21 protein-coding genes are annotated in these 21,886 nt (G+C 71.2%); 8 read left to right on the top strand and 13 right to left on the bottom strand.

Going from position 1 to position 21,886, the window contains the following annotated elements; translation table 11 throughout:
* The first annotated feature begins 24 nt into the window (after positions 1-24).
* The gene (locus EWH70_RS19045) at positions 25-327 is read left to right on the top strand and encodes a hypothetical protein (protein WP_130476796.1); all 303 of its coding nucleotides are present in this window, start codon (positions 25-27) and stop codon (positions 325-327) included.
* A 56-nt stretch (positions 328-383) separates the two neighbouring features.
* On the opposite strand, the gene EWH70_RS19040 is transcribed toward EWH70_RS19045, so the two are convergent.
* Positions 384-1,361 carry an Lrp/AsnC family transcriptional regulator gene (locus EWH70_RS19040; protein WP_130476795.1) on the bottom strand — a complete coding sequence of 326 codons (978 nt, stop codon included), beginning with the start codon at positions 1,359-1,361 and terminating at the stop codon, positions 384-386.
* Between the two features lie 127 nt (positions 1,362-1,488).
* Between EWH70_RS19040 and EWH70_RS19035 the strand changes: the two genes are divergently transcribed.
* Both EWH70_RS19035 and EWH70_RS19030 read left to right on the top strand, forming a co-directional pair.
* Positions 1,489-3,033, top strand: coding sequence for an AbgT family transporter (locus tag EWH70_RS19035; RefSeq protein WP_130476794.1), 1,545 nt, complete (start codon positions 1,489-1,491; stop codon positions 3,031-3,033).
* A 54-nt stretch (positions 3,034-3,087) separates the two neighbouring features.
* Entirely contained in the window at positions 3,088-4,182 is a 1,095-nt protein-coding gene (locus EWH70_RS19030) for a M20 family metallopeptidase (RefSeq protein ID WP_130476960.1), read from the top strand.
* A 2-nt stretch (positions 4,183-4,184) separates the two neighbouring features.
* Here the strand turns inward: EWH70_RS19030 and EWH70_RS36230 are convergent, their stop codons facing one another.
* Both EWH70_RS36230 and EWH70_RS19020 read right to left on the bottom strand, forming a co-directional pair.
* Positions 4,185-4,373: a hypothetical protein gene (locus EWH70_RS36230; protein WP_240687064.1), complete on the bottom strand. Its 189-nt coding sequence runs from the start codon at positions 4,371-4,373 to the stop codon at positions 4,185-4,187.
* 243 nt (positions 4,374-4,616) lie between these two features.
* Entirely contained in the window at positions 4,617-6,053 is a 1,437-nt protein-coding gene (locus EWH70_RS19020) for a serine hydrolase domain-containing protein (protein ID WP_130476793.1), read from the bottom strand.
* A gap of 82 nt (positions 6,054-6,135) precedes the next feature.
* On the opposite strand from EWH70_RS19020, the gene EWH70_RS19015 reads away from it, so the two are divergent.
* On the top strand, positions 6,136-6,822 hold the full coding sequence (locus EWH70_RS19015) for a TetR/AcrR family transcriptional regulator (RefSeq protein WP_130476792.1): 687 nt from the start codon (positions 6,136-6,138) through the stop codon (positions 6,820-6,822).
* A 609-nt stretch (positions 6,823-7,431) separates the two neighbouring features.
* On the opposite strand, the gene EWH70_RS19010 is transcribed toward EWH70_RS19015, so the two are convergent.
* A complete protein-coding gene (locus EWH70_RS19010; protein WP_130476791.1) occupies positions 7,432-8,331 on the bottom strand; it encodes a hypothetical protein in 900 nt (299 codons plus the stop codon).
* A gap of 86 nt (positions 8,332-8,417) precedes the next feature.
* On the opposite strand from EWH70_RS19010, the gene EWH70_RS19005 reads away from it, so the two are divergent.
* Complete coding sequence (locus EWH70_RS19005) at positions 8,418-9,005, top strand: histidine phosphatase family protein (protein ID WP_130476790.1); 588 nt, start codon at positions 8,418-8,420, stop codon at positions 9,003-9,005.
* Here the strand turns inward: EWH70_RS19005 and EWH70_RS19000 are convergent, their stop codons facing one another.
* Genes EWH70_RS19000 through EWH70_RS18990 form a run of 3 tightly spaced genes read right to left on the bottom strand, consistent with a single transcriptional unit; the run spans position 9,006 to position 11,982 of the window.
* The gene (locus EWH70_RS19000; RefSeq protein WP_130476789.1) at positions 9,006-10,292 is read right to left on the bottom strand and encodes a PEP/pyruvate-binding domain-containing protein; all 1,287 of its coding nucleotides are present in this window, start codon (positions 10,290-10,292) and stop codon (positions 9,006-9,008) included.
* On the bottom strand, positions 10,289-10,894 hold the full coding sequence (locus EWH70_RS18995) for a transcriptional regulator (RefSeq protein ID WP_130476788.1): 606 nt from the start codon (positions 10,892-10,894) through the stop codon (positions 10,289-10,291). Before EWH70_RS18995 ends, EWH70_RS19000 begins: the two co-directional genes overlap by 4 nt.
* Entirely contained in the window at positions 10,891-11,982 is a 1,092-nt protein-coding gene (locus EWH70_RS18990) for a TetR/AcrR family transcriptional regulator (protein WP_130476787.1), read from the bottom strand. Before EWH70_RS18990 ends, EWH70_RS18995 begins: the two co-directional genes overlap by 4 nt.
* A gap of 108 nt (positions 11,983-12,090) precedes the next feature.
* Between EWH70_RS18990 and proS the strand changes: the two genes are divergently transcribed.
* Complete coding sequence (gene proS, locus EWH70_RS18985; protein ID WP_130476786.1) at positions 12,091-13,530, top strand: proline--tRNA ligase; 1,440 nt, start codon at positions 12,091-12,093, stop codon at positions 13,528-13,530.
* Between the two features lie 12 nt (positions 13,531-13,542).
* On the opposite strand, the gene EWH70_RS18980 is transcribed toward proS, so the two are convergent.
* Together EWH70_RS18980 and EWH70_RS18975 are read right to left on the bottom strand one after the other, a co-directional pair.
* Positions 13,543-15,645, bottom strand: a complete 2,103-nt coding sequence (locus EWH70_RS18980) for a serine/threonine-protein kinase (protein ID WP_130476785.1) — start codon at positions 15,643-15,645, stop codon at positions 13,543-13,545.
* A gap of 118 nt (positions 15,646-15,763) precedes the next feature.
* Positions 15,764-16,378, bottom strand: coding sequence for a GTP pyrophosphokinase (locus tag EWH70_RS18975; RefSeq protein WP_130476959.1), 615 nt, complete (start codon positions 16,376-16,378; stop codon positions 15,764-15,766).
* A 150-nt stretch (positions 16,379-16,528) separates the two neighbouring features.
* Here EWH70_RS18975 and EWH70_RS18970 point away from each other — a divergent pair, with 150 nt between their 5' ends.
* Positions 16,529-17,713 carry an alpha/beta hydrolase family protein gene (locus EWH70_RS18970; protein WP_130476784.1) on the top strand — a complete coding sequence of 395 codons (1,185 nt, stop codon included), beginning with the start codon at positions 16,529-16,531 and terminating at the stop codon, positions 17,711-17,713.
* A gap of 1 nt (position 17,714) precedes the next feature.
* On the opposite strand, the gene EWH70_RS18965 is transcribed toward EWH70_RS18970, so the two are convergent.
* The 4 genes from EWH70_RS18965 to EWH70_RS35525 all read right to left on the bottom strand — a co-directional run bounded on the left by EWH70_RS18965 (position 17,715) and on the right by EWH70_RS35525 (position 21,421).
* Positions 17,715-19,259, bottom strand: a complete 1,545-nt coding sequence (locus EWH70_RS18965) for an alpha/beta hydrolase (protein WP_130476783.1) — start codon at positions 19,257-19,259, stop codon at positions 17,715-17,717.
* Positions 19,260-19,299: 40 nt separating this feature from the next.
* On the bottom strand, positions 19,300-20,310 hold the full coding sequence (locus EWH70_RS36510) for a pyridoxamine 5'-phosphate oxidase family protein (RefSeq protein ID WP_130476782.1): 1,011 nt from the start codon (positions 20,308-20,310) through the stop codon (positions 19,300-19,302).
* Between the two features lie 19 nt (positions 20,311-20,329).
* Complete coding sequence (locus EWH70_RS18955) at positions 20,330-20,986, bottom strand: HD domain-containing protein (protein ID WP_130476781.1); 657 nt, start codon at positions 20,984-20,986, stop codon at positions 20,330-20,332.
* A gap of 63 nt (positions 20,987-21,049) precedes the next feature.
* On the bottom strand, positions 21,050-21,421 hold the full coding sequence (locus EWH70_RS35525; protein WP_165436333.1) for a hypothetical protein: 372 nt from the start codon (positions 21,419-21,421) through the stop codon (positions 21,050-21,052).
* Positions 21,422-21,489: 68 nt separating this feature from the next.
* Between EWH70_RS35525 and EWH70_RS35520 the strand changes: the two genes are divergently transcribed.
* Positions 21,490-21,792 (top strand): hypothetical protein, encoded by a 303-nt coding sequence (locus tag EWH70_RS35520; protein ID WP_165436332.1) that lies wholly within the window; start codon positions 21,490-21,492, stop codon positions 21,790-21,792.
* Positions 21,793-21,886: the final 94 nt, after the last annotated feature.

The following is a 21,886-nucleotide window of genomic DNA, read 5'->3' as shown; positions in this document are numbered from 1 at the left end:
CATCGACATTTTGGGGAGGATTTCGTGCTGAACACCAGGAAGATCATCACCGGCGCGGCCGCGGTGCTGGCGCTCGGTCTCGCCGGCGGGCTGCCGGCCACCGCGGCAGCCGCGGCGGAGCCGGTCGCCGCCGCGAGCGACAAGTGCGCGCACTACCTGATCGAGGCCAGGAAACACGAGGACCTGACCAAGCAGCACCTCGCCGCGGCGAAGAAGGCCGCGCAGGCCGGCGACCAGAAGAAGGCGAAGTACCACCGGGACCGGGCCGCCTCGCACAAGGCGCTCGCCGACCGCGCCAGGGACCAGTACCGCAAGTGCCGTAGCTGACCCGCCGTAAACCCGTGAAGGCCACCTTCAGCACGTCCGGCATGGTGAGGGTGCCTTCACGGGACCAGCAGGCCGTCCTCGCGGTGGATCCAGTAGCGGCGCAGCATGCGCAGCACCACCGACACCTGCAGCGCGGTGATCCCGGGCAGCGGGGCTAGATCACGCGTCAGGAAGTCGGCCATCTCCTCCTCGTTGCGGAACACGCCCTGGTGGATGACCGACGTCGTGCCCGCGACGATCGACACGTACCGGGCGGAGGGGTGCCGCGCCAGTTCCTCGGCGACGGCCTGGATCGCGCCCGGTGAGATGGTCAGCGCCATCGTGACCTCCAGGCCGTACCCGAGCAGGACGGGCTCGACCTCGACGCGCGGCCGCACGATGCCGCGGCGCAGGATCGACTGAATCAGCCGGTAGGTGGTCGACTGGCTCAGGCCCAGCACCCGGCCCGCCTCCGCCGCCGTGATCCGCCCGTTCTCCCGCAGCAGCCCGAGCACCCGATGCTCGTCCCGTCCGATCTTGAGGGGCCCCGCCGGCGGCTCGACGGGGTCCGCCGCGCGGGACAGCAGGTCGACCTGGGCGTCGTCCAGCCTGCGCAGCCGCCACGCATCTGCCCTGGTCAGTGCCCGCAGGACCAGCTCGGAATGGGTACCGGCCACCCCCGGCACACCGGGGATGCGCTCGGTCAGCAGCTCCCGGGTCCGCGCCCGGTCCGGGACGTGCACCGCCAGGTACACGTCGGATCGGCCGGACGTCTCGGCCACGAGCTGCGCCTCCGGCAGCTCGGCCAGTGCCCGGGCCACCCGGCCGGACGCACCGGGCTGCGTGGTGACCCAGACGTGCCGCGGATGCCCCTCCGCGCGAGCGGACCATTCGACCTGGCCGATCACCCGCAGGACGCGCTGCTCCTCCAGCCGCGCGAGCCTGCGGCCAACGGTGCTGGACGACGTGCCGAGCGCCTCCGCCAGCACGGCGACCGGCGCACGTGGTGCGACCTGGAGCGCGGCCACCAGGTCGAGGTCGGGTTCACTCAGCACAAATCGACTGTATCAGCCAGAATCAGCCCCCTGGTGACTGATGCATGCAATCTCAGCTATGGGGTTGCACTATTCGGCCACCTGGATTTCTAATGGGGCGCCCGCGCTCAGGGAAGGAGTCAGGCCGATGAGCACCAGCGAGGCCAAGCCGGCACCCCGGCTGCTGAATGTGCTGCTGCGTTCCCTCGACGGCGTCGAACGCCTCGGCAACAAGCTGCCCCATCCGTTCTGGCTGTTCGTCATCCTGAGCGGGGTGCTCGCACTGGCCAGCTGGGGACTGGCCGCCGGCGGCGTCTCGGCGGTGAACCCGGCGACGGGCAAGACCGTCGAAGCCAAGAACCTGCTGTCCGTCGAGGGCGTGCAGATGATGGTGGGCGACGTCGTCAAGAACTACACGTCGTTCCCGCCGCTGGGCACGATCCTGGTGGTCATGCTGGGCGTGGCCGTCGCCGAACGGTCCGGGCTGCTCGCCGCGGTACTGCGGGCGGGAGTGTCGCGCGTGTCGCCGCGCTGGGTGACGTTCGCGCTCGCGTTCACCGGCATGGTGTCGCACGTCGCCTCCGACGCCGCCTACGTGGTGCTGATCCCGTTGGGCGCGCTGGCCTTCCGCGCGGTGGGCCGCAGCCCGATCCTCGGCATCGTGGTGGCGTTCGTGTCCATTTCGGCCGGTTACGACGCCAGCCCGCTGATCACCCCGACCGACGCCATCCTCTCCGGGCTGACCACGGCGGCCGCGCACACCATCGACCCGGCCTACGTCGTCACCCCGGTGGCCAACTACTTCTTCTCGCTCGCGTCGTCGGTCGTCCTGGCCGCCGTGATCACGCTGGTGACCGAGAAGGTGCTGGCCCGGCGGGCGGAGTCGCTGCCCGTCGACGACGACGCCGACGAGGACGACCTCGGCGAGCTGAAGCTCAAGCCGGAGGAACGGCGGGGCCTGCGGGCCGCGCTCATCGCGCTGGTGGTGTTCGTGGTCGCGCTGGTGGCCGCGGTCCTCCCGCCCGGCTCGCCGCTGCGTGGCGAGGGCGGCAGCATCGTCCAGTCGCCGCTGCTCACCTCCATCGCCATCTTCCTCGCACTCGGCTTCCTGGCCGCGGGCTGGGCGTACGGCAAGGCCGCCGGCACCATCGGCGGCGCCAGGGACGTTCCCGGTTTCATGGCACACGGATTCCGTGAGATGGCGCCGATCCTCGTGCTGTTCTTCGCCATCTCCCAGTTCCTGGCCTACTTCAAGTGGACGGGAATCGGGGAGATCGTCGCCATCCGCGGCGCCGACCTGCTCAAGACCGCCGGTATCTCCGGCCCGGTCGTCTTCCTCGGCATCCTGCTCGTGGTCACCGTGATCAACCTGATCGTGACCAGCGGTTCGGCGCAGTGGGCGCTGGTCGGCCCGGTGTTCGTGCCGATGCTGATGCTGCTGGACATCCCGCCGGAGACCACGCAGGCGCTCTACCGCATCGCCGACTCCTGCACGAACGCCATCACGCCGATGAGCCCGTACTTCGTGATGGCACTCGGCTTCCTGCAGCGTTACCGCCGCTCGGCCGGCATCGGCACGCTCGCGTCGATGACCATCCCGCTGTCACTGACCCTGCTCGTCGTCTGGACGCTGCTGTTCTTCGTGTTCTGGGGGTTCGGCATCCCGCTCGGCCCCGGCGCTCCCGTCCCGTAGAAAGGATTTCCCTTGCCCCGCACCGACGACTGGTCCCAGCAGGCGCTGCCCGCGATGCTCGACGACCTCCGGACGATCGTCGAGCTGGAAACCCACAGCTACGACAAGGCCATGCTGGACACCGGGCTCGACGCCATCCGGGCCTGGGCAGTCGGCCGGCTCGGCGAACCCGGGCACGAGGTCCGTCACCGCGACGCCACCCGCGGCGACGTGCTGGAGCTGACCTACCCGGGCACGAGCGACGGCACGGCCCTGATGCTCTGCCACTACGACACCGTGTGGCCGACCGGCACGCTCGCCGGCTGGCCGTACACGGTGGACGACGGCAGGATCAGCGGGCCCGGCGCGTTCGACATGAAGCTCGGGCTGGTGCAGTCCGTGTGGGTGCTGCGCGGCCTGCGTGAGCTGGGGCTGCCGCACCCGTCGGTGAAGTTCCTGTTCAACGGTGACGAGGAGATCGGCAGCCCGTTCTCGCGGCCGATCATCGAGGCGGCCAGCGAGGGAACGCTGGCCACGCTGGTCTTCGAGGCGTCGGTGGACGGCAAGCTCAAGACGACCCGCAAGGGCGTGGGCCTGTTCGACGTGACCGTCACCGGCGTCGAGGCACACGCCGGCCTGGATCCCTACGCGGGAGCCAGCGCCATCCACGCGCTGGCCGAGATCGTCACCCAGGTCACCGCGGCGGGTTCACCCGCGCTCGGCACCACCGTGAACGTGGGCACGATCCACGGTGGCACCGGCCGCAACGTCGCGGCGGGCAAGGCGAGCTGCGGAATCGACGTGCGGGTCTCCGAACCGTCCGAAATGGACCGTATTGATGAGGTGCTGGCCGGGCTGCGGCCGTCGGACACCCGGGTGACGGTCGAGGTCACCGGCGAGTGGAACCGTCCGCCGATGACCGCGAACCCGCCCTCGGAGGTGTTGTTCAAGCGGGCGCAGGCGGTAGCCGAAGGCCTCGGCTGGACGCTGGAGGGCGCGGCCGTCGGCGGTGCCAGCGACGGAAACTTCGTCTCCGCACTGGGCCGTCCGGTACTCGACGGCATGGGCGCCGTCGGCGACGGAGCGCACGCCCGGCACGAACATGTTCTGGCGGAACACATTCCACACCGGACGGCGCTGGCCATCGGAGTGCTGGCCGGTCTGGCCTGAGGTCAGATGACGTCGACGTCGTACCCCGCGACGAGGGCCGGGGACAGCAGCCCGCCGGAACATTCGGCCGACGACGACCGGAAACCCATCCGGGCCCAGTTGCCCGCGACGGACCAGAAAGCGTTGCCCCATACGCAGTGCGCGATGGCGCGGTAGGTGTAGGGCGGATAGGAGGGCCCGTAACAGTGCACGGAAATGCCCTCACCGAAGAGAACCGAATAGTGGCTTGCCGAGCAGTCGAGTGGCGGTTCGTCCGCGGAGGCCGGTGGAGCCACCAGAATGACAGAGGAGACAACGGCCGCAGCGATGGCTGCCATCTGTTTTCGCACAGTGACTCTCCAAACCCCGAGCGAGAAGAACATTTCCGGTCGAGCGTATGGTTCGGTGCGAATTAACGGCAATTAACCGTGAAGGTGAACGGCGGGGGCACGACGTCATCCACACTGCTCCACTTGAGGGAGCGCGGGAGTATGCCGCGCGACACCGGGTGAGGCCGGGTCGCCGTCGGTCACTTTGGGTGTGGCACGCATGAAGACGTACACGCACGGCGTGCCGCCGGCCGGAGTGTGGAACACCACCGGGCTGTAGGGCCGGCCACCGAGGTCGAAGGGTGCGGCGAAGACCGTCGGCGACACCGGCAGCAACTCGGCCTCCATCGGCGGAGCCAGGCCGTCGAGCTCGTCGACGAACTCGTAGCGGATCCGCGGCCCGCGTGCGTCGCGGCTGACGGTGGTGACGACGCCCGCGCGCCGGTAGGTGCCCAGCAGCGGCGCGATGTCCACTTCGGGCGGATTCGCCGGCGGGGCGAACGGCGCGGGCATGCGTGCCCCGGTCAGCTCAGCCAGCAGTTCGCCGAACAGGTCGGCGTAGAACCGGGCGACGTCGCCGCCGTTGGTGAGCAGGACGACGGCCACTCCGGCGTCCGGGACGACCCGCAGGTAGGAGTGCTGGGAGACCGCGCTGCCGTCGTGACCGAAGCCGGGCACTCCGGACCAGTCGTGCAGTGTCCAGCCCAGACCCCAGCCGTCGGCCGACATGGTCCACCTGTCCGGGCTGTCCGCCTCGCGGCGCCGCATGGCGGCGACGGCTCCGGCGGACAGGATCCGGGTGCCGTCCGCGGCGAGTCCGCCGTCCAGGTGCATGCGCGCGAAGCGGGCGACGTCGCCCGCCGAGACGATGACACGGCCGTACGGGCCGGCGGCGCGCGGCATGACGTCCCAGGCGGGTGCCGGTTCGGGATCCCGCCCGGCCGGGCCGAGATGGCCCATGGCCGCGCGGAACCGCAGGGCCTCCTCCGGCAGGGTCATCGAGTGCTCCAGCCCGAGCGGGGTGAACACCCGGTCCCGCAGCGCCTGGTCCCAGGTCTGCCCGGTCAGCACCTCGACGAGCCTGCCCAGCACGGCGTAGCCGAGGCTGCCGTAGGAGAACGCGGTCCCGGGTGGACAGTCCAGCGGTACCCGCCTGGCGGCCTCGACGTAGCGGGCCAGGCAGTCGTCGCCCCGGCCGCCGTCGTAGAGGAAGTCGTTGGTCACCCCGCCGGTGTGGGACAGCAGCTGCCGCACGGTGATCGCCGCGGTGGCGTCCGGATCCGGCGTGTCGAACTCCGGCAGGACGCTCACCACGGGCGCGTCGAGATCCAGCTCGCCGGCGTCGGCGAGCTGCATGACCAGCGTGGCCGTGTAGGGCTTGGCCAGTGACCCGGCCAGGAACACCGAGTCGGGCGTGGCCGGCACACCGGTCCCCCGGTGCAGGACGCCGGTGGCCAGCTCGTGGACGGCCCCGTCGGCCAGCACGGCCAGCGCCGCGCCTGGCACGTGGTGACGGGCGCGCAGCTCGTCGAGCCGGGCCTGCCAGCGGTTCGTGTCGAACATATTTCACCTTTCCGCACACTGTTCGGTTAACCGCACACTGTACGTTCACCGAACAGTGTGCGCAATGCCGTACACTGTTCGGATGACCGTGTGGATGCGTCCCGAACGCAGGCCGGGGCTGAGCCGGGAGCAGATCGTCGCCGCGGCACTGGAGCTGCTGGACGGTGAGGGCGTCGATGCGTTGAGCATGCGCAAGCTCGGCACCCGGCTGGGGGCGGGCGCCACGTCGATGTACACCCACGTGGCCAGCAAGGACGAGCTGATCGAGCTGGTCGTGGACGAGGTCTACGGCGAGGTCGAACCGCCGGAGCCGGACGAGTACTGGCGGTCCGCGGTCACCGGTTACGCGCACAGCCTGCGCTCGGCACTGCTGCGTCACCCGTGGATGGGCTCGGTGCTCGGCGAGGCGGGCGTCGCCTACCTCGGCCCGAACATGCTGCGGCTGACCGAGGCCGTCCTCGCCACGTTCGAGGCCGGCGGCTTCGGCCTGGAGGCGGCCGACCGGGCGTTGCACGCGGTGGTCGCCTACGTTGTCGGGGTGTCGACCAGCGAGGCGGCGTGGCTCACCACGCTGGCCCGCAGCGGGCAGAACGAGCAGGAATGGACCGACCGGCTGTGGCCGGCGGCCGAACGGGCCGTTCGCGACTATCCGCGGCAGCGGCAGCTCTACGCCGCACGGCGGAACCGGGACCGCGGAGCCGACCGGGACGAGGAGTTCGCCGTCGGCCTGGACTGCGTGCTGGACGGCGTGACGGCCCGCCTCGGCTGAGCCGCCGGTCTCCCGACCGGGTCCCGGCAGGGTGCCCCCGCCCGGCACAGCTCGTGAATGACACCTCATTACGTCAGGCCCGGCCGAGTCCGGTGCCCGCGCGGCTGCGGCGCTGTCGCGAGGGGCCCTTTGGTTGCCAGTCTCGCAAGGATGGTGCCGTTGGTTGCGCTGGTGCTGTTGTGGTGCCTGGTGTGTGTGGGTTGGTGTGAAGGCCGAGTTTGTGTCGTCTGACGGGATGAAGGTGGCCTTCATGCGTTTCAGGCTCGGGCGTAGCGACCTCGGTGATCACAGCGAGCACAACAGGCTCAGCAGCCCCACCGGCCACCACGAACGAGACAAGGCGCCCGCACCGGCTTTGCCTTCACGGCGTAGTCGGGCGGTGTGCGTGACGGTGAAGTTCGTGTGCGGCAGCGTGGGACTCGCGTGCACGAAGGTGGGACTCGCGGTATCCGCGAGGCGGAAGGCGCGTCTCACGGTACGAACTCCACGCTCGTGCACGCGAGTTCTCCGTTCCGGCACGCGAGTTCCACGCTCGCGCACGATCACCCGCACCCGGACTTTGCTGCCGGGGCCCTGGCGTCGGATGCCGTGGGGCCTACGGCATCGAGTTCACCGGAGCGACGGCAGCCGCCCGGCACGCTTGAGGAGCAGGACGGCGCCCACGGTGGCGTAACCCCGCCAGTCCAGCGCGGCGGCCGGTGAGTAGCTGGCGAAGTCGACGGTCCAGCCGCCGTCCTCGCGCTGTTGCGCTGCCACGTCGTCGAGTTCGGCCTCGATGACACCCGGGCGCAGCAGGGTGCTCGCCGGGCTGCCGGGTACCGAGGCGAAATTGAGTGCCCGCATCGTCTCGCCCTCGCTGCCGCCCTCGACCGGCACCAGCCCGGTGTCCGGCACGAACTTCCCGATGCGGGGCAGGAGTTCCCTGGCCTCCGGGTAACGCTCGTACGCGGCATCCAGGAAGCGGACGGCGAACGACAGCGCGATCGCGTGCGGCGCCGTGTCCAGGGCACCGATGGCGTCGAAGCAGTACCGGGCGGCACGCGCCAGCCAGGGGTGCGCGGCGACGGCCGGATCGTGCGCGGCGACCCGCAGTGCGGCGCCCGCGGTGAACGCCGTGCTCTGCAGGGTCGACACCGCCGGGTCCGCGCCGGCCCAGAACGGGGCGCACGCGGTGGCGTCGGCCACCGGCAGCGCGAACGGCAAGCCGCCGTCCGGCAACGTCACCGAGCCGAGCCAGTCACACAGCTCTGCCGCACGCGGCGTGGTCACCGGCGCGATGTCCTCGAACACCTCGAAGGCGTGCAACGCGCCTCCCGGCTGGCTCTCCGGCGCGCGCAGGTCGGGTTCGAGTCCCCAGCCGTAGCCACCGTCGTCGTTGCGGTAGGCGTCCACCGCGGCGAGGACGGCGTCCGGGTCCGTCTGCCCGGTGGCGAGTTCGAAGCGGCGGCGGTCGAGCAGCCGGCCATGACCGGCGAGGAACGCCGCGGCACGTGAAAGGTCAATGCTCATGTGCCCAGGATGACCCGGCGGTGCCGCGCGGTTCTTGAACGGATCGGACACCCACACACTTCAGATGTTGATATCATCTGGATACCATGAGTACTCGAACCCTGTACGTCGCCCGGCACGGTGCGGCGGATCCCTTCGGTGAACTGACCGAGGCCGGGCAGCGGCAGACGGAACTGCTCGGCCGGCGGCTGGCCGGCCTGCCCGTGGACGCGGTCTGGCACTCGCCGCTCCCCCAGGCGGCACGATCCGCCCGGATACTCGGAACATCGCTGCCGGACGTCCCGGTGTGGGAGGCCGCCGAGCTGATCGACCACGTGCCGCACGTACCGGACGAGATGCCCGCGGCATGGGCGGGGTTCTTCGACGGGTTCTCCGCCGCCGAAGCCGCCTCCGGCGCGGCGCTCGCGGACGCGCTGACCGCGCGGTTCGCCTGTCCCACCGGCGAGGAAACCCACGAGGTACTGGTCACCCACGCCTACCAGGTGGCCTGGCTGGTCCGGCACGCACTCGACGCCCCGCCCGCGCGCTGGCTCGGGCTGAGCTGCGGCAACACCGCGCTGACGGTCATCCAGTACCGCGACGGCCTCGCGCCCACCGTCCTGCTGTACAACGACATGGGACACCTGCCGCCCGAACTGCGGTGGACGGGCTTCGGTCCCGGCGTCCGCCCCTGACTACCGGTCCCGCCGCAGGACGGCGTGGGCCGCCGCGAGACGAACCGTCTCGTCGCGCTCGGATCGGTCGCCCGACACGTCGTCGGCCCAGTCCAGCAGCCTGCGCAGGTGACCGTCCGCCGCGGTGGTGACCACGCGCGGCCTGCCGAGGACGACCTCTCCCCCGGTCCCGTCGATGGTGACCAGGGTGCCCTCGCCGACGGTGAGGCCGCCGACGCCCACCACCGCGGGTTTACCCATCGACCGGGCGACGACCGCGGCATGACTGGCCGGGCCGCCCCGGGCCGTGACGATTCCGGCCGCGGCGGCCAGCCCACGCAGGTCGTGTGGCGACGTCTCCGGACGGACCAGGATGACCGGACCATCCGAAGCCATCCGCACCGCGGACTCTACTGTGGACGCGACCCTGCCGGTGGCGACCCCGGGGCAGGCGCCCAGCCCGCGGGCGAGGACCTCGGCCGCCACGATCCGCGGCGTCCGGACGAGATGTCCCGGCGTGATCCTGAGCAGCGCCTCGGCGCGGCTGATCATCCCCGCGTCGGCGAGGTCCGCCGCGACGACCACACCGGCGCCGCCGGTGAACCGGCCGGGCCGGACCTGCAACATCCACAGCGTGCCGGACTCGAAGGTGAACTCGACGTAGCAGGCGTCGCCGTAGTGCCGCTCGACGCGGTCCAGCGCGCCCAGCAGGTCGGCCCACACCGCGGGCTCCCGGCCGGCGAGTTCGGCCAGCGGCAGGGTCGGCAGCCGGCCGGACACGACGTCCTCGCCACGGTGTCCGAAAAGGACATCACCGAACGGCGCTTTCTCACCCGTGTTGGGATTCCGGCTGAACGCGACGCCGGTTCCGCTGTGCTCGTCACGGTCGCCGTACACCATCGCCTGGACGACGGCGGCGGTTCCCAGGTCGTGCGGGATGCCGTGCAGTTCGCGGTAGGTCCGCGCCCGCGGCGTGTTCCACGACGCGAACACGGCCTCCACCGCGGGCGCCGGGTCGCCCACGACGTCGAGGACGGTCTCCATCATGCCGGGCATCGACACGCTCGCTCCCGAGCGGACCGACACCGCCCCGGCGCCGAGGTCCGCCACCGCGGCGGCGAGTTCCTCGCCGAGCCCGTCCGGCAACCGGCCGTCCCGCAGGAACGCCCGGCAGGCCCGGGTGGTGACGACGAACCCGGCCGGCACGCGCAAGCCAATCCGGTGCAGTGCCAGCAGGCCGTGTGCCTTACCGCCGACGGTCTCCGCCGTCTCCCCGGCGTCGGCGGACAGCGAGCGGATCCATTTCACCGGGGGATCCCGAGTGTGGCCAGCAGATCTTCGTGCAGCTCGGCCCACACGGTGTGGTACGACGCGATGTCGTCGGCCACGTACTCCAGCCTGCCTGCCGCGGCGTGCTCCAGCGCCGCGGTGAGCCGGATCCGGTAGCGCTCGAACCGGGGCAGCGCCGCCGACAACGCCGTCCGGACAGCGGCGGCACGCCGGTCGAGGTCGGCGAACCGGCCGAGGACGCGGGTGTCGTAGGCAGAGTCGGTGTGGTCGTTGACGGTCACGACGCCGTCGACGGTACGCACCTGCCATGCCGTGCACAGGTCGAGCAGTTCCGGGTTGAGTACGAGGAAATCCTCGAACGCCGCGGTGACGGCGGCATGGGCACCGGCCGACTCCAGTTCCCCGGTGATCCGCCTGGCGTCCTCGGCGCGGCCGGCCTCGGTCATGCTCCAGCCGCCGAACTCGCCCGGCTCGTGCGTGACGAGACCGGCGACGGCGAGGTCGATCAGCTCCGACTCCACTTCGGACTCTCCGAACCCGGTGGCGGCGGCCACCCGGCCGCGGCTCGACGTACCGGCGCAGCGCAGGGCGTGCAGCACCAGCAGGCCGGGCGGGGTCATCGCTTCGTCTTCCGGCGCGCCGGCTTCACCGGCAGCGACACCGCGTACGCCGCGCCCCGCCCCCGGGCCCTGGCGGCGATCACCCCGTCGCGGACCCGCACCGCGACCTCGGTCTCGTCGTCCACCTCGGCCAGGCCGAGTGCCGATGCCGTCCAGCCGTCGTCGTCGAGCACGAGGTGGATCCGCTGCCAGACGTCGGCGGAGAACACCGCCGCCAGGCAGGTGGCGAGGTCGAGGATCCGCATCCGCACGAGACGCCCGGTCTCGGCCGGATCGCCGGTGACGAGGGCGATCGTGACCTGTTCGCCGGGCAGGGCGGAGCGGATCGCCTCCTCGGCGGCGGCGAGCCGGCCCGCTCCCAGCACGGTGACCAGCCCGTCGGCACCGAGGTCGACCGGTTCCCGGAGGATCTCGTCGGTCAGTCCCTGCGGCGGCTGCCATGCCGCGGCCGACGGCCGTGCCGGGGAGACGTGGGGCAGGTACGCCGGTGCCCAGTTGTCGCCGAGGTCGGCACCGGCCAGGTGCTCGCACGCGCGGACGACGTCGAACGGATCACCGAACCCCGGCGCCGTCTCGGCGAGCTGGGCCGAGCCGCCGAGCAGGGTCAGCGCCAGCTCTGCCAGCCGCACCCGCCGCGGCGCCCGCACATCGCAGGACTCCAGCGCGACCCCGAGCAGCAGCGCCTCCAGCCGCATGACCTGCGCCAGCACCGCGCGTCCGTGGTCGCCGTCGAGAACACCGGCCAGCGACCGCAGCCGCAGCCGCCCTCCGGGCTCGCTCTCGCCTGCCAGCGGAAGCCGTTCGAGCCAGACCCTGGCGAACGTGCCCAGCGCGTCGGCCACCGTCACCGGCGCCAGCACCGGCCCGCGAACGTCGGCGTGCTCCACCAGGTCGGTCAGCACCGCCAGGTACAGCGCGCGCTTGCTGGGGAAGTTCGAGTACACCGCACCCCGGGTCAGTTCGGCCCGCTCGGCGATCCGGTCCACCTTCGCCGGGCCGTACCCGTACTCGGCGAACTCCTCCCTCGCCGCCGCCAGCACGAACGCCCGGGTTCGCTGTTGTTGCTGCGCCCGTGTCAGCCGAGCCATGTCCGCTCCTTCCGTCCACGGTAGAATACTCTCATCATCCGGATGATGTGAACATCTGAGTTGGTTAAAGCGAATGACTCCGGCACGTCAGGCCCTTACCCTCCCGGCATGGCACGTGACGAGCGCGGGGTCACCCCGCGAAGCGAGGATTTCTCCTCCTGGTACAACGAGTTGGTCACCAAGGCCCAGCTGGTCGAGCGCGGACCGGCGAAGGGGACCATGGTCATCCGACCGTACGGGTACCGGATCTGGGAGCTGCTCCAAGCCGAGCTCGATCACCGCATCAAGGAGACCGGGCACGAGAACGCCTACTTTCCCCTGTTCATCCCGGATTCCTACGTCAAACGCGAAGCCGAGCACATCGACGGCTTCTCCCCGGAACTCGCCGTCGTCACCCATGCGGGTGGAAAGGAGCTGGACGAGCCGCTGGTCGTCCGGCCGACGTCCGAGACGGTCATCGGCGAGATGATGGCCAGGTGGGTCTCCTCCTACCGGGATCTGCCGCTGCTGCTCAACCAGTGGGCCAACGTCGTGCGCTGGGAGCTGCGGCCGCGCATGTTCCTGCGCACCACGGAGTTCCTGTGGCAGGAAGGGCACACCGCACACGCCGACGAGGCCGACGCGATGCGCGAGACCAGGCAGATGCTCGACGTCTACACCGAGGTCGCCCGCGACATCGCCGCGATCCCGGTGGTGCCCGGCGAGAAGACACCCGGCGAACGGTTCGCCGGTGCGGTACGGACCTTCTCCATCGAGGGCATGATGGGCGACGGCAAGGCACTGCAGGCCGGCACGTCGCACTACATGGGCACGAACTTCGCCAGGGCCTTCGACATCCGGTACTCGACCGACGCCGGCGAGCTGGAACTGTGCCACACCACGTCGTGGGGAATGTCCACCCGCATGATCGGCGGCGTCATCATGACCCACGGCGACGACAAGGGCCTCGTCCTGCCGCCGAAACTGGCGCCCTACCAGGTGGTGATCGTCCCGATCGCGCGTGCCGGCCAGGCCGAGCCGGTGCTGACGGCCGTACGCGAGCTGGCCGCCCGGCTGAAGGCCGCCGGCGTCCGGACACATGTGGACGATCGGCCGCAGACGCCCGGGTTCAAGTTCAACGAGTGGGAGCTGCGCGGCGTCCCGCTGCGGCTGGAGATCGGGCCGCGCGACCTCGCGGCCGGAACCGCCCTGCTGGCCAGACGGCTCGGCGACGAGGGCAAGACCCCGGTCGCCCTGGACGCCGTCCCGGAGGTGGTGGTCACGGAACTGGAGCGGTTCCAGCGGTTCCTGCTGCGGCGTGCGGTGGACTTCCGGGAGTCACGGACGTCCACTGTGGACTCCTGGCAGGAGTTCACCGAGGCGGTCGCCACCGGCTGGGCGAGCACGCCGCACTGTGGCAGGCCGGACTGCGAGGCGGAGATCAAGGCGGCGACCTCGGCCACGCCGCGGTGCGTTCCGGTCGAGGCGCCCGGCGAATCCGGCGGCTGCGTGCGCTGCGGTGAGCCGTCGGCCTACGGCAGGCGCGTCCTGTTCGGCCGCGCCTACTGACGCCGGAGCCGGTCAGTCGTCGATGAACAGCCAGGTGTTGTCCTGCCACTGCATGGTGAGATCGTCGGTGCCGAAGATGTCGGGCAGGGCGCCCTTCGGGACGTACATCCGGTTCTCCCCCTGCGGACGCAGCTTGGCCGGGTCGACCTTCACGTTCTTCGCCTTGGTCATCTCCTGCGGCGTGAGGTGGTCGAACAACGCGGTGTAGGTCTGGCGGCAGGTCGGCTCGCCACCCTGCCGGGTCCAGGCCGGCGCGCTGATGGCGCACACGACGTCGAGGTCCTTCGCCGCGACGGCGCGGAAATAGCGTTCCATCACCAGTGCCGCGCCCTCCCGGGTGCGCTCGACTACTCCCGCCTTCGGCGCGCTCGACGACTGTGGCCGCGACGCGGGCGCGGGCACCGTGCCGGGCGGTAGCTTCGCGGCGAACTCCGGCGTGACCAGGTCGCCGGTCTCGCCGTAGGGCAGGACCACCTCGCGGATGCCGCACTGGCCGAGGTTCAGCATCAGGTTGAGCCCGTCGGGCGCCGCGATCGGCTGCACCGCCGGTGGCGCGGACCCCACGCCGCGGAAGCTGTCCTCGGTGAACGGCTCGGCGCTCGGGCAGTCGGCGATGCGCGGGGACACCCGCTCCCACACCCGCCGCGCACCGGTGGCGGAGACGTCGGAAAGGAAGTCTTTCACCGTCAGGATCTCGCCGTTCGCCAGATCGACGGTCACCGCCATCGGGAAGAGGAACTGCTCGCCTGCCACGGTGAAGTCGTGCCGTGACGACACCATGCGCGGGCCCTGCATCCGGAACTGCGCCGTGCCGGTGGCGTCCGGCGGGATGGCGGAACCGTAGTTGCCCACCAGGTAGCCGCCGAACATCTCGTCCGGCTTCCGCAGCGACTGGTTCACCTTGTCCGCCACGGCGGGATCGGGCAATCCGGTCACCTGGCCGTGCTGCACCCGCAGCTGGATGCCCTGAACATCTCGATTCGACGTCTCGATGGTGAACCGGGGCCCGGGCTGCTCCGCGGGCGCGGCGACGGGCGCCGGTGGCGGCGGGTCGTCCTGGTTGGCGATCACGATGACGGCGCCCGCACCGGCGAGCACGGCCAGCGTGGTCACCCCGATGACGGCCTTGCCGACGGTGCCGCCCAGCACGGCCTTGCCCGCACCCGCGCCGACCTGCGCGACGGTGCCACTGCCCGCGACCGCACCTCCGGTGGCCGGCGCGAGCTGCGCGGCACCGGCCAGCAACGCGACCGGTGACAGCGCCATGATCGCCGCGGCCCGGGCGGCGAGCCGGGAACGGCCGCGTTCCTCCCAGTCCTCGCCGTAGGCCGCGCGAGCCGAATGCTCTACTTCGGACACGAACTGGGCGGCGTCGCGCGGACGCTGCGCGGGCTCCTTCGCCATGCCGCGCCGGACCAGCTCACGCAGTTGCTCGGGGGCCTGCCCGAACGGGATCGGCGCGTACTCGTGCAGGTTGCGCAGCACGGTGGAGTCGTCCGCGACGTACGGCCGTTGCCCGGTGACCGCCTCGAAGAACACGCAGGTCGCCGCGTAGACGTCGGTGGACGGGGTGGCGGTCGAGTACGCCCACTGCTCGGGGGCCATGTACGCCGGTGTCCCCGCGGGCACGCCGGTGTCGCCTGCCAGCACGGCGAGTCCGAAGTCGACGAGCTTGCTCTCCCGGTCCGCGCCGACCAGCACGTTGTCCGGTTTGTAGTCGCGGTGCACCACGCCGGCGACGTGTGCCGCGGCGAGCCCCAGCAGCGACCCCTTGAGCACGGCCAGCGCGGCCTCCGGGTCCAGCGGCCCCTGGGCCAGCACCGCCTTCAGCGACACCCCCGGCACCGCCTCCATCACGATCGCGGCGCCCTCGGGGGTCTCGACGAACTCGTGCAGGCGCGCGACGTGCGGGCTGATCACCCTGGCGGCCTGGCGGGCCTCCTCGCGGAACCGGGCGACGTGCTCGGCGTCGCCCAGGTGCTGGGTGAACAGGTACTTGACGGCCACCTCCGTGCCGGAGGCGTCGTGCCGTGCGAGCACGACCCTGCCGAACGAACCCGACCCGAGGTCGGCCAGCTCGGTGAATCCCGGCAACGACCACCGCGGCGACGACATCCCCACACCCCCTGACTGTGACAGACTAGGCGTATCTGTCACGCGGGGAACGATAGCACCGGTCAGGGCCCGCCGGGCGGAAACTCACCTGTTCCGGACGGCGCGGTGAAAGTGTGGCCTACCGCAGGCGCTGGTGCAGCACCTGCATGCGGGCGTCGAGCTGGGCCGCGATGGTGGCCGTCGCGGCCAGCTCGCCCGCGAAGTCGGCCGGGACGTCGGTGTCGTACTTGTAGAACAGCTTGTGCTCCAGCGTCGCCCAGAAGTCCATCGCGATGGTCCGCAGCTGCACCTCGACCTTGACGTGCTCCACCCGGTCGGACAGGAACACCGGGATGCGCACGATCAGGTGCAGGCTGCGGTAGCCGTTGGGCTTGGGGCTGGCGATGTAGTCCTTGCTGTGCAGCAGTTCCACGTCGTTCTGCTTGGTCAGCATGTCCGCGACCTGGTAGACGTCGGACACGAACGGGCAGACCACGCGGATACCGGCCACGTCGTCGAGGTGCTCGGTCATCGTCTCGACCGACACCTCGTGGCCCTTGCGGTGCAGTTTGCGGGCGATCGCGTCCGGCCGCTTGATACGGCTGGTGACGTGCTCGATCGGGTCATGTTCGTGGACGAAGTCGAACTCCTCGCCGAGGATCCGCAGCTTCGTCATCAGTTCCTCGACCGCGAACTTGTACACGAGAAGGTGCCGTGACAGCTCGCGATGGTCCCGGTCCTCGTCCACGAACATGGTCACGCAACGGGAACGATCAAACCGGCGTGCCGGTTCCCCGCGTCACCGAGCATGCCCCGGCCGGGTGTCACAGCTGCGGCCAGCCCTACCCCGGATGCACCTGCCAGCCGGATCGCCCGGCCGGTCGCCGACTCCTAACCTCGACCCATGATCACATCGATCCTGGTCACAGCGCTGACCGCCGCCCTGATCACGGCGGTGCCCGCGCACCCCGCGCCTGCCTGGCGGGGCGAGTTGCGCTCCGCCGTGCCGATCAGCAGCCTGAACCCCGCCCAGGTGAGCGACCTGCTCACCGGGCAGGGCATCGACACGGGATCGGTGCGGCACGGGGTGGACGTCTACCGGCTGGAGTACCGGACCGCGGGCCCGGACGGGCGGCCGGTCATCGCCAGTGGCGCCGTCGCACTGCCGCGTGACGCCGGGCGCATGCTCCGCACGATCGGCTTCCAGCACGGAACGATCGCCGCCAAGGCGGAAGCGGGCTCGGTCGGACCGGACACCAACCGGCTCGCCCCGATCACCTACGCGGCCGCGGGTTACGCCACGGTCGCTCCCGACTACCTCGGGCTCGGCACCGGCGAAGGGACGCACCCCTACGCCGACCTGCCGACGCAGACCAGCGCGTCGGTGGACATGCTGCGCGCGGCCGACACCTTCGTCCGCCGCAACGGTGCCGTGCTGGACCGCAGGCTGTTCCTGACCGGGTTCTCCCAGGGCGGCCCCGCCGCCCTGGCCCTCGGCCGCGCGCTGCAGCACGGAGCCGACCCGCGCTTCTCCGTCCGCGCCATCGCCGGCGTGAGCGGCTTCTACGACCTGTTCGGCACCCAGTTCCCCGCCGCACTGGACGGGACCGTCCAGCCACAGCTGGCCACGATCTCCACGGCGTACTACCTGGTCGCCATGAACCGGCTGTACGACGTGTACGGCCAGCCGTCCAGCGCGTTCGAGAAGGACTACGCCCCCGTGGTGGAAGGCCTGTTCGACGGCCTGCACTCGGGACCCGAGATCATGCGCGAGCTGCCCCGGACCCCGGCGGAACTGCTCACCGACCGGGCCGAGCGGCAACTGCGCAGGCCCACCGGCGCCATGGCACGTGCGGCGCGGGCCAGCGACGGGTCGTGCACCGGGTGGACGCCGCGTGCCGAGGTCCGGTTGTACGCCGCGGGCAGCGGCGACGAACTGGTCCCGCCCGGCAACAGCGTCCACTGCCGGGACGAGTTCCGGCGCCGAGGTGTCGATGCGCCCGTCGTCGACCTGGGCACCGTGGACCACAACACCTCGGCGAAGCGGGCCTATCCCCTGGTGCTCGGCTTCTTCGCCGGACGGCCCTGAATCACGCCGGGCCGGGCGGCGGCACGCCGGGCACGCTCTGGTCGTCCGGGACGACACCGTCGACCAGATAGGCGTCGACGATCCGGTCCACCGCCGCGTTGCCGTAGCCGTAGATGCCGTGGTCGCCCTCACCGGTGACGGTCAGCAGCCGGGAGTTGGCGAACGCGGCGTGGGCCCGCCGGGCGCCCTCGATGGGCGTGGCCGGGTCGTTCACCGACTGGACGATCAGCACCGGCGGGACGCCCTTGCCGTCCAGTGTGGGCAGCGGCCGCGGTTGGCCCTCCCAGAAGACGCAGTTCTGCAGGTACATCCAGAATCCGCCGGAGAGCAGCTTGCCCTGATCGAGGAACCGCTGGGAATGGCGGATCACCGACTGCCGGTCGCGCGTCATCGGGCTGTCGTTGCACCGGACGGCCGTCAGGACGGCGAGCATGGTGTCCGTGGGGTCCGGCTCGGCCGGTGCGGCCGCCGCCCTGGCCCGCGCCTTGGCCTGCTCCGGCGCGTCGCCGGTCAGCGTCCTCAGCTGAACCAGGAAGTCTGCCAGCGCGGGGAAGGCCAGCTTGCTCTTGAGCAGCCCGATGAACCGGGAGTCCAGCTCGACCGGGCCGATCTTCTGCCCGCCGACCTCGACGGGGTTGCGGGTCAGCGCGTACCGGACGTTCTCGAAGGTCTGCCGGACCTCCTCGCCGGTGGCACCCAGCCGGTACCTGTCGTCATGCGACGCTGCCCACGGCAGGAAGTCCTGCCGCCAGCGGCGTTCGTAGCCGATGGGCTGCCAGTCGAACGACTTCTCCCAGGTCGAGGTGAACTCGACGGCCGAGTCCAGCACGAACCGGCCGACGCGGTCGGGGAAGCGCTGGGCGTAGTGCGCGCCGAGCCAGGTCCCCGCCGAGTAGCCGATCCAGTTGATCTTCTCCCGGCCGAGCAGGACCCGCAGCAGATCCAGGTCCTTGGTGTTGTGGAAGGTGTCGACGAACCTGCCCAGTTCACCGGAGACCCGCCGGCAGGTCTTCGTGCTGAACTCCATCGCGTCCATGAGCAGGTCCAGGTTGCGCGGGTCGCGGTCACGCGGGTCGTGGGCCTCGGCGGCGCTGCCGCTTCCGCCGCACGAGATGTTCGTGCTGCTGCCGGTGCCGCGGGTGTCGATGCCGATGATCTCCTGGTGCTCACGCAGCTTGGCCTGCTTGCTCAGCGAGGCGGGCAGCGAACGGCCCGGCCCACCGGGTCCGCCCGGGTTGGTGAGCACGGACGCCGTCGTCTCGCCGGTGGACCGCAGCCTGCTGATCGCGATGGTCAGGTCCTGCCGCTCGTCCGGGCGTTCCCAGTCGCGTGGGGTCGCGAACGTCGCGCACTCCAGGAGCTTCGCGGCCTCGGGCTGATCCGGCACCTCCTCGGCGGTGCACTGGTGCCAGGCCAGTTCCTGTCCGGCGTAGCGGTCCGGGATTCCCGTCGTGTTCAGGGTTCCCGGGCTCGCCACCGCCGGGGTCACCGTGGCCAGCAGGCCCCCGGTGACCATCACGGTGAGCAGCGTCCATCTCTTCGCCATGGCGCCAGTCAAAACCATGCCGCTGCGGCATGGTCAACTCTCAGTAGAGGTTCTGCTGGTAGTCCAGGTTGACGCCGGTGCGGATCATCCGCTCGTTGGCCGCCTTCCGGATGATTCCGGCGGCGACGCCGGTGGTCTCGTTGAGCTTCACGTGGTCGGTCCAGATCGTCGCGGGACGCGGCAGCTCGCCGGGGTCGATGTGCCTGCCGGTGTCCCAGAGCGCGGCCTCGGACAGCGCGGCGCTGGGCGTGAGCCGCGTGTGCGCGACCTCGACCAGCAACACGGCCTTGGGCACGCGGTTGCGTTCGGACATCGACTCGCGCAGCTCGCGGTCGGCACTCACGGTCGCGGTGCCGGTGAGTTCGAGGGTACGGTCGTCACCCGGCACCATCGCCACGATCGCCACCTCGGGGCGTTCGAGGATGTTGTGGAAGGTGTCGGTGCGCCGGTTGCCCGGCCGGTCGGCGAGCATGACCGTCGACGGCCCGATCGGGCGGACCACGCCGGGCGGGTCGCCCTTGGGGCTGGCGTCCGCGTGACCGGCACCGTCGCGTGAGGTGACCACCACGAACGGCGCCGCGGCGAGGAACTCCGTCGCGGCCGGGCCGATGCCCGGACCGTCCTCTGTGGACTCGTTGTCGACGGCGGCCGCCTCGCCCCACAGGTCGGAGCGGATCACCGCCTTGCCGCAGTGCAGGAACACCTCCTCCACGGTGAGGCCGCCGTCGCCGACGGTTCCGTTGACACGCAACGTCTCGCGCCAGCCGGGGAGCAGGACCAGCAGCGCCGCGCCGGTGCCTGCCGCGGCATCCCGCGGCAGGGGCAGCCGCAGCCGTGACGACGTCTCCGGCACCGCGAAGCCCGGCGCGCCGCCGACGACCCGCGCACGGGGCGCGCCGCCGGCGTCGACGTAGCCGAGCACGGCGGCGGGCGATCGGCCGAGCAGCGCGACGGCGTGCTGGTCCAGCCGGTCGATCGACTTCATCATCACCGGCAGCATCCGGCTGCCGACGACGTGCTCCAGCTCCGCGACGTCACAGATCAGCTCCATGCTGATTAGGCTACCCTAACTAGTCGCCCCAGCGATTCGCGTCGACCATGTCCGCCCACGTCCGGTACGGCAGCGCGGGGTGTTTTTGGTGCAGTACCTCTCCCGCGAGGGTCATCGGCGGAGCCTTGCCCGGCTCGGCGAGCGCCTGGGCGAGGATGGCCTCGGTCAGTGCGCGGCCACCGCCCAGCCGCGGGTACCGGCGGTGCACGAGCTCGGTGTAGCCGGGCGGCAACGTGGCCGCTCCGCCGCCGAGGTCGAACCCGATCCCGGCCTGGGCGATGCCGATCTCGACGACCCGCCGCCTGCGGAAGACCGGCGACTCGTGCACGTGGGCCGTCGTGTGCAGGGCGATCGCGTCCCAGACCACGTCGACGCGGTGATCGGTGATCCCGTTGTCCTCGAGCAGGCGTGCGGCGAGGTCCGCACCGGCCACCTCGAAGCGCAGCGCGGAGGGCGCCCGCTCGGTCAGCCCGATGTCGTGCAGGACGCAGACCAGGAACACCAGCTCGTCGTCGTAGTGCTCCCCCGGCAGGGCCCCGCGGGCCCGCGCCAGCTCCCTGCCGAAGAGGTAGCAACGGATGCCGTGGTTGAACAGGTACGGTTCCTCCGCCGCGGCGGCCAGGTCGAACGCCTGCCGGGCCAGCGGGGTACGCGGGAGGTCGAGGGTGGCGGTCACCCGGTCAGTGTTACCACTGCTTCATGGCGGCCTCGTGGTTGAGCCCCCGGCCGCTTCACGCCGCTAGAACGCCCTGGCGGCGATGTCGGCGGCGAGGGCATCGAGCTTCTCGATGCCGGTGGTGTCCACGCTGTCCGAGCCCTGCGTGCTGCCTTTGCGCGGCTGGAACCGGAGCCGGATCTCGAGTAGCCGCGCCGTTCTGTCGTCCTCGCCGTCCACCAGCACGACGAGCCGGTCCGCTCCGTTCTCGGAACTGTCGGCTGGCCGCGCGTAACCGGGGCGCCCGGCGATGGTGGTCGCCTGCCCGCGCGAGGTCGGCAGCGTGCCCGGCCTGACCTGGACGGTGACCCGCCGCCGGTGGTCCGGCTCGACGAACACGCAGCCTGACACCTCCGTGCGCACCGGGCGCAGTTCGGGGCCGAGGTGGGTCCGCACGGCCTCCCCTGCCAGACCGCAGAGCACACCGGGGTCACCGGCCGCGCGTTCACCAGCGCGACCGGGTCGTGTGGCGCGTACGGTTCGCGCGGGGACGGCAGGCACGGCTGATTCGGTTCGACGTCGGCGCAGGCATCGTCGCCGGGCAGGCCGGTCTGCCCGGGCGGGTAGAGCAGCTGCGCGATCGGCGCGACGTCGGGCGGTGGCGCGTCCAGCAGCCGCATCACGTCGGCCGCCAGCTTGTCCAGCCGCTCGCAGGGTGCGCGCAGGTCGGCACGGGCGAACGTGCCGGCCTCGCCGGACGGCCCCTGGCTCCAGGAGAGAAGGCACTTCCCGGTCTCGACGACGGTTCGCCCACCCAGCTGGCGTGACGGCTCGTCCGGATAGCTGCGCACCGCGTCCTCGCCGTAACTCAGCGACAGTTCGGAACCACTCGACGCGCTGCAGCCGTCCAGGTTCTTTCCC

The sequence above is a fragment of the Amycolatopsis suaedae genome, from assembly GCF_004214935.1.
In the GTDB taxonomy this organism is placed as follows: Bacteria; Actinomycetota; Actinomycetes; order Mycobacteriales; family Pseudonocardiaceae; genus Amycolatopsis; species Amycolatopsis suaedae.
Note: the sequence above shows the minus strand (reverse complement) of the source record. Positions and strands in the feature narration are given on the sequence as shown.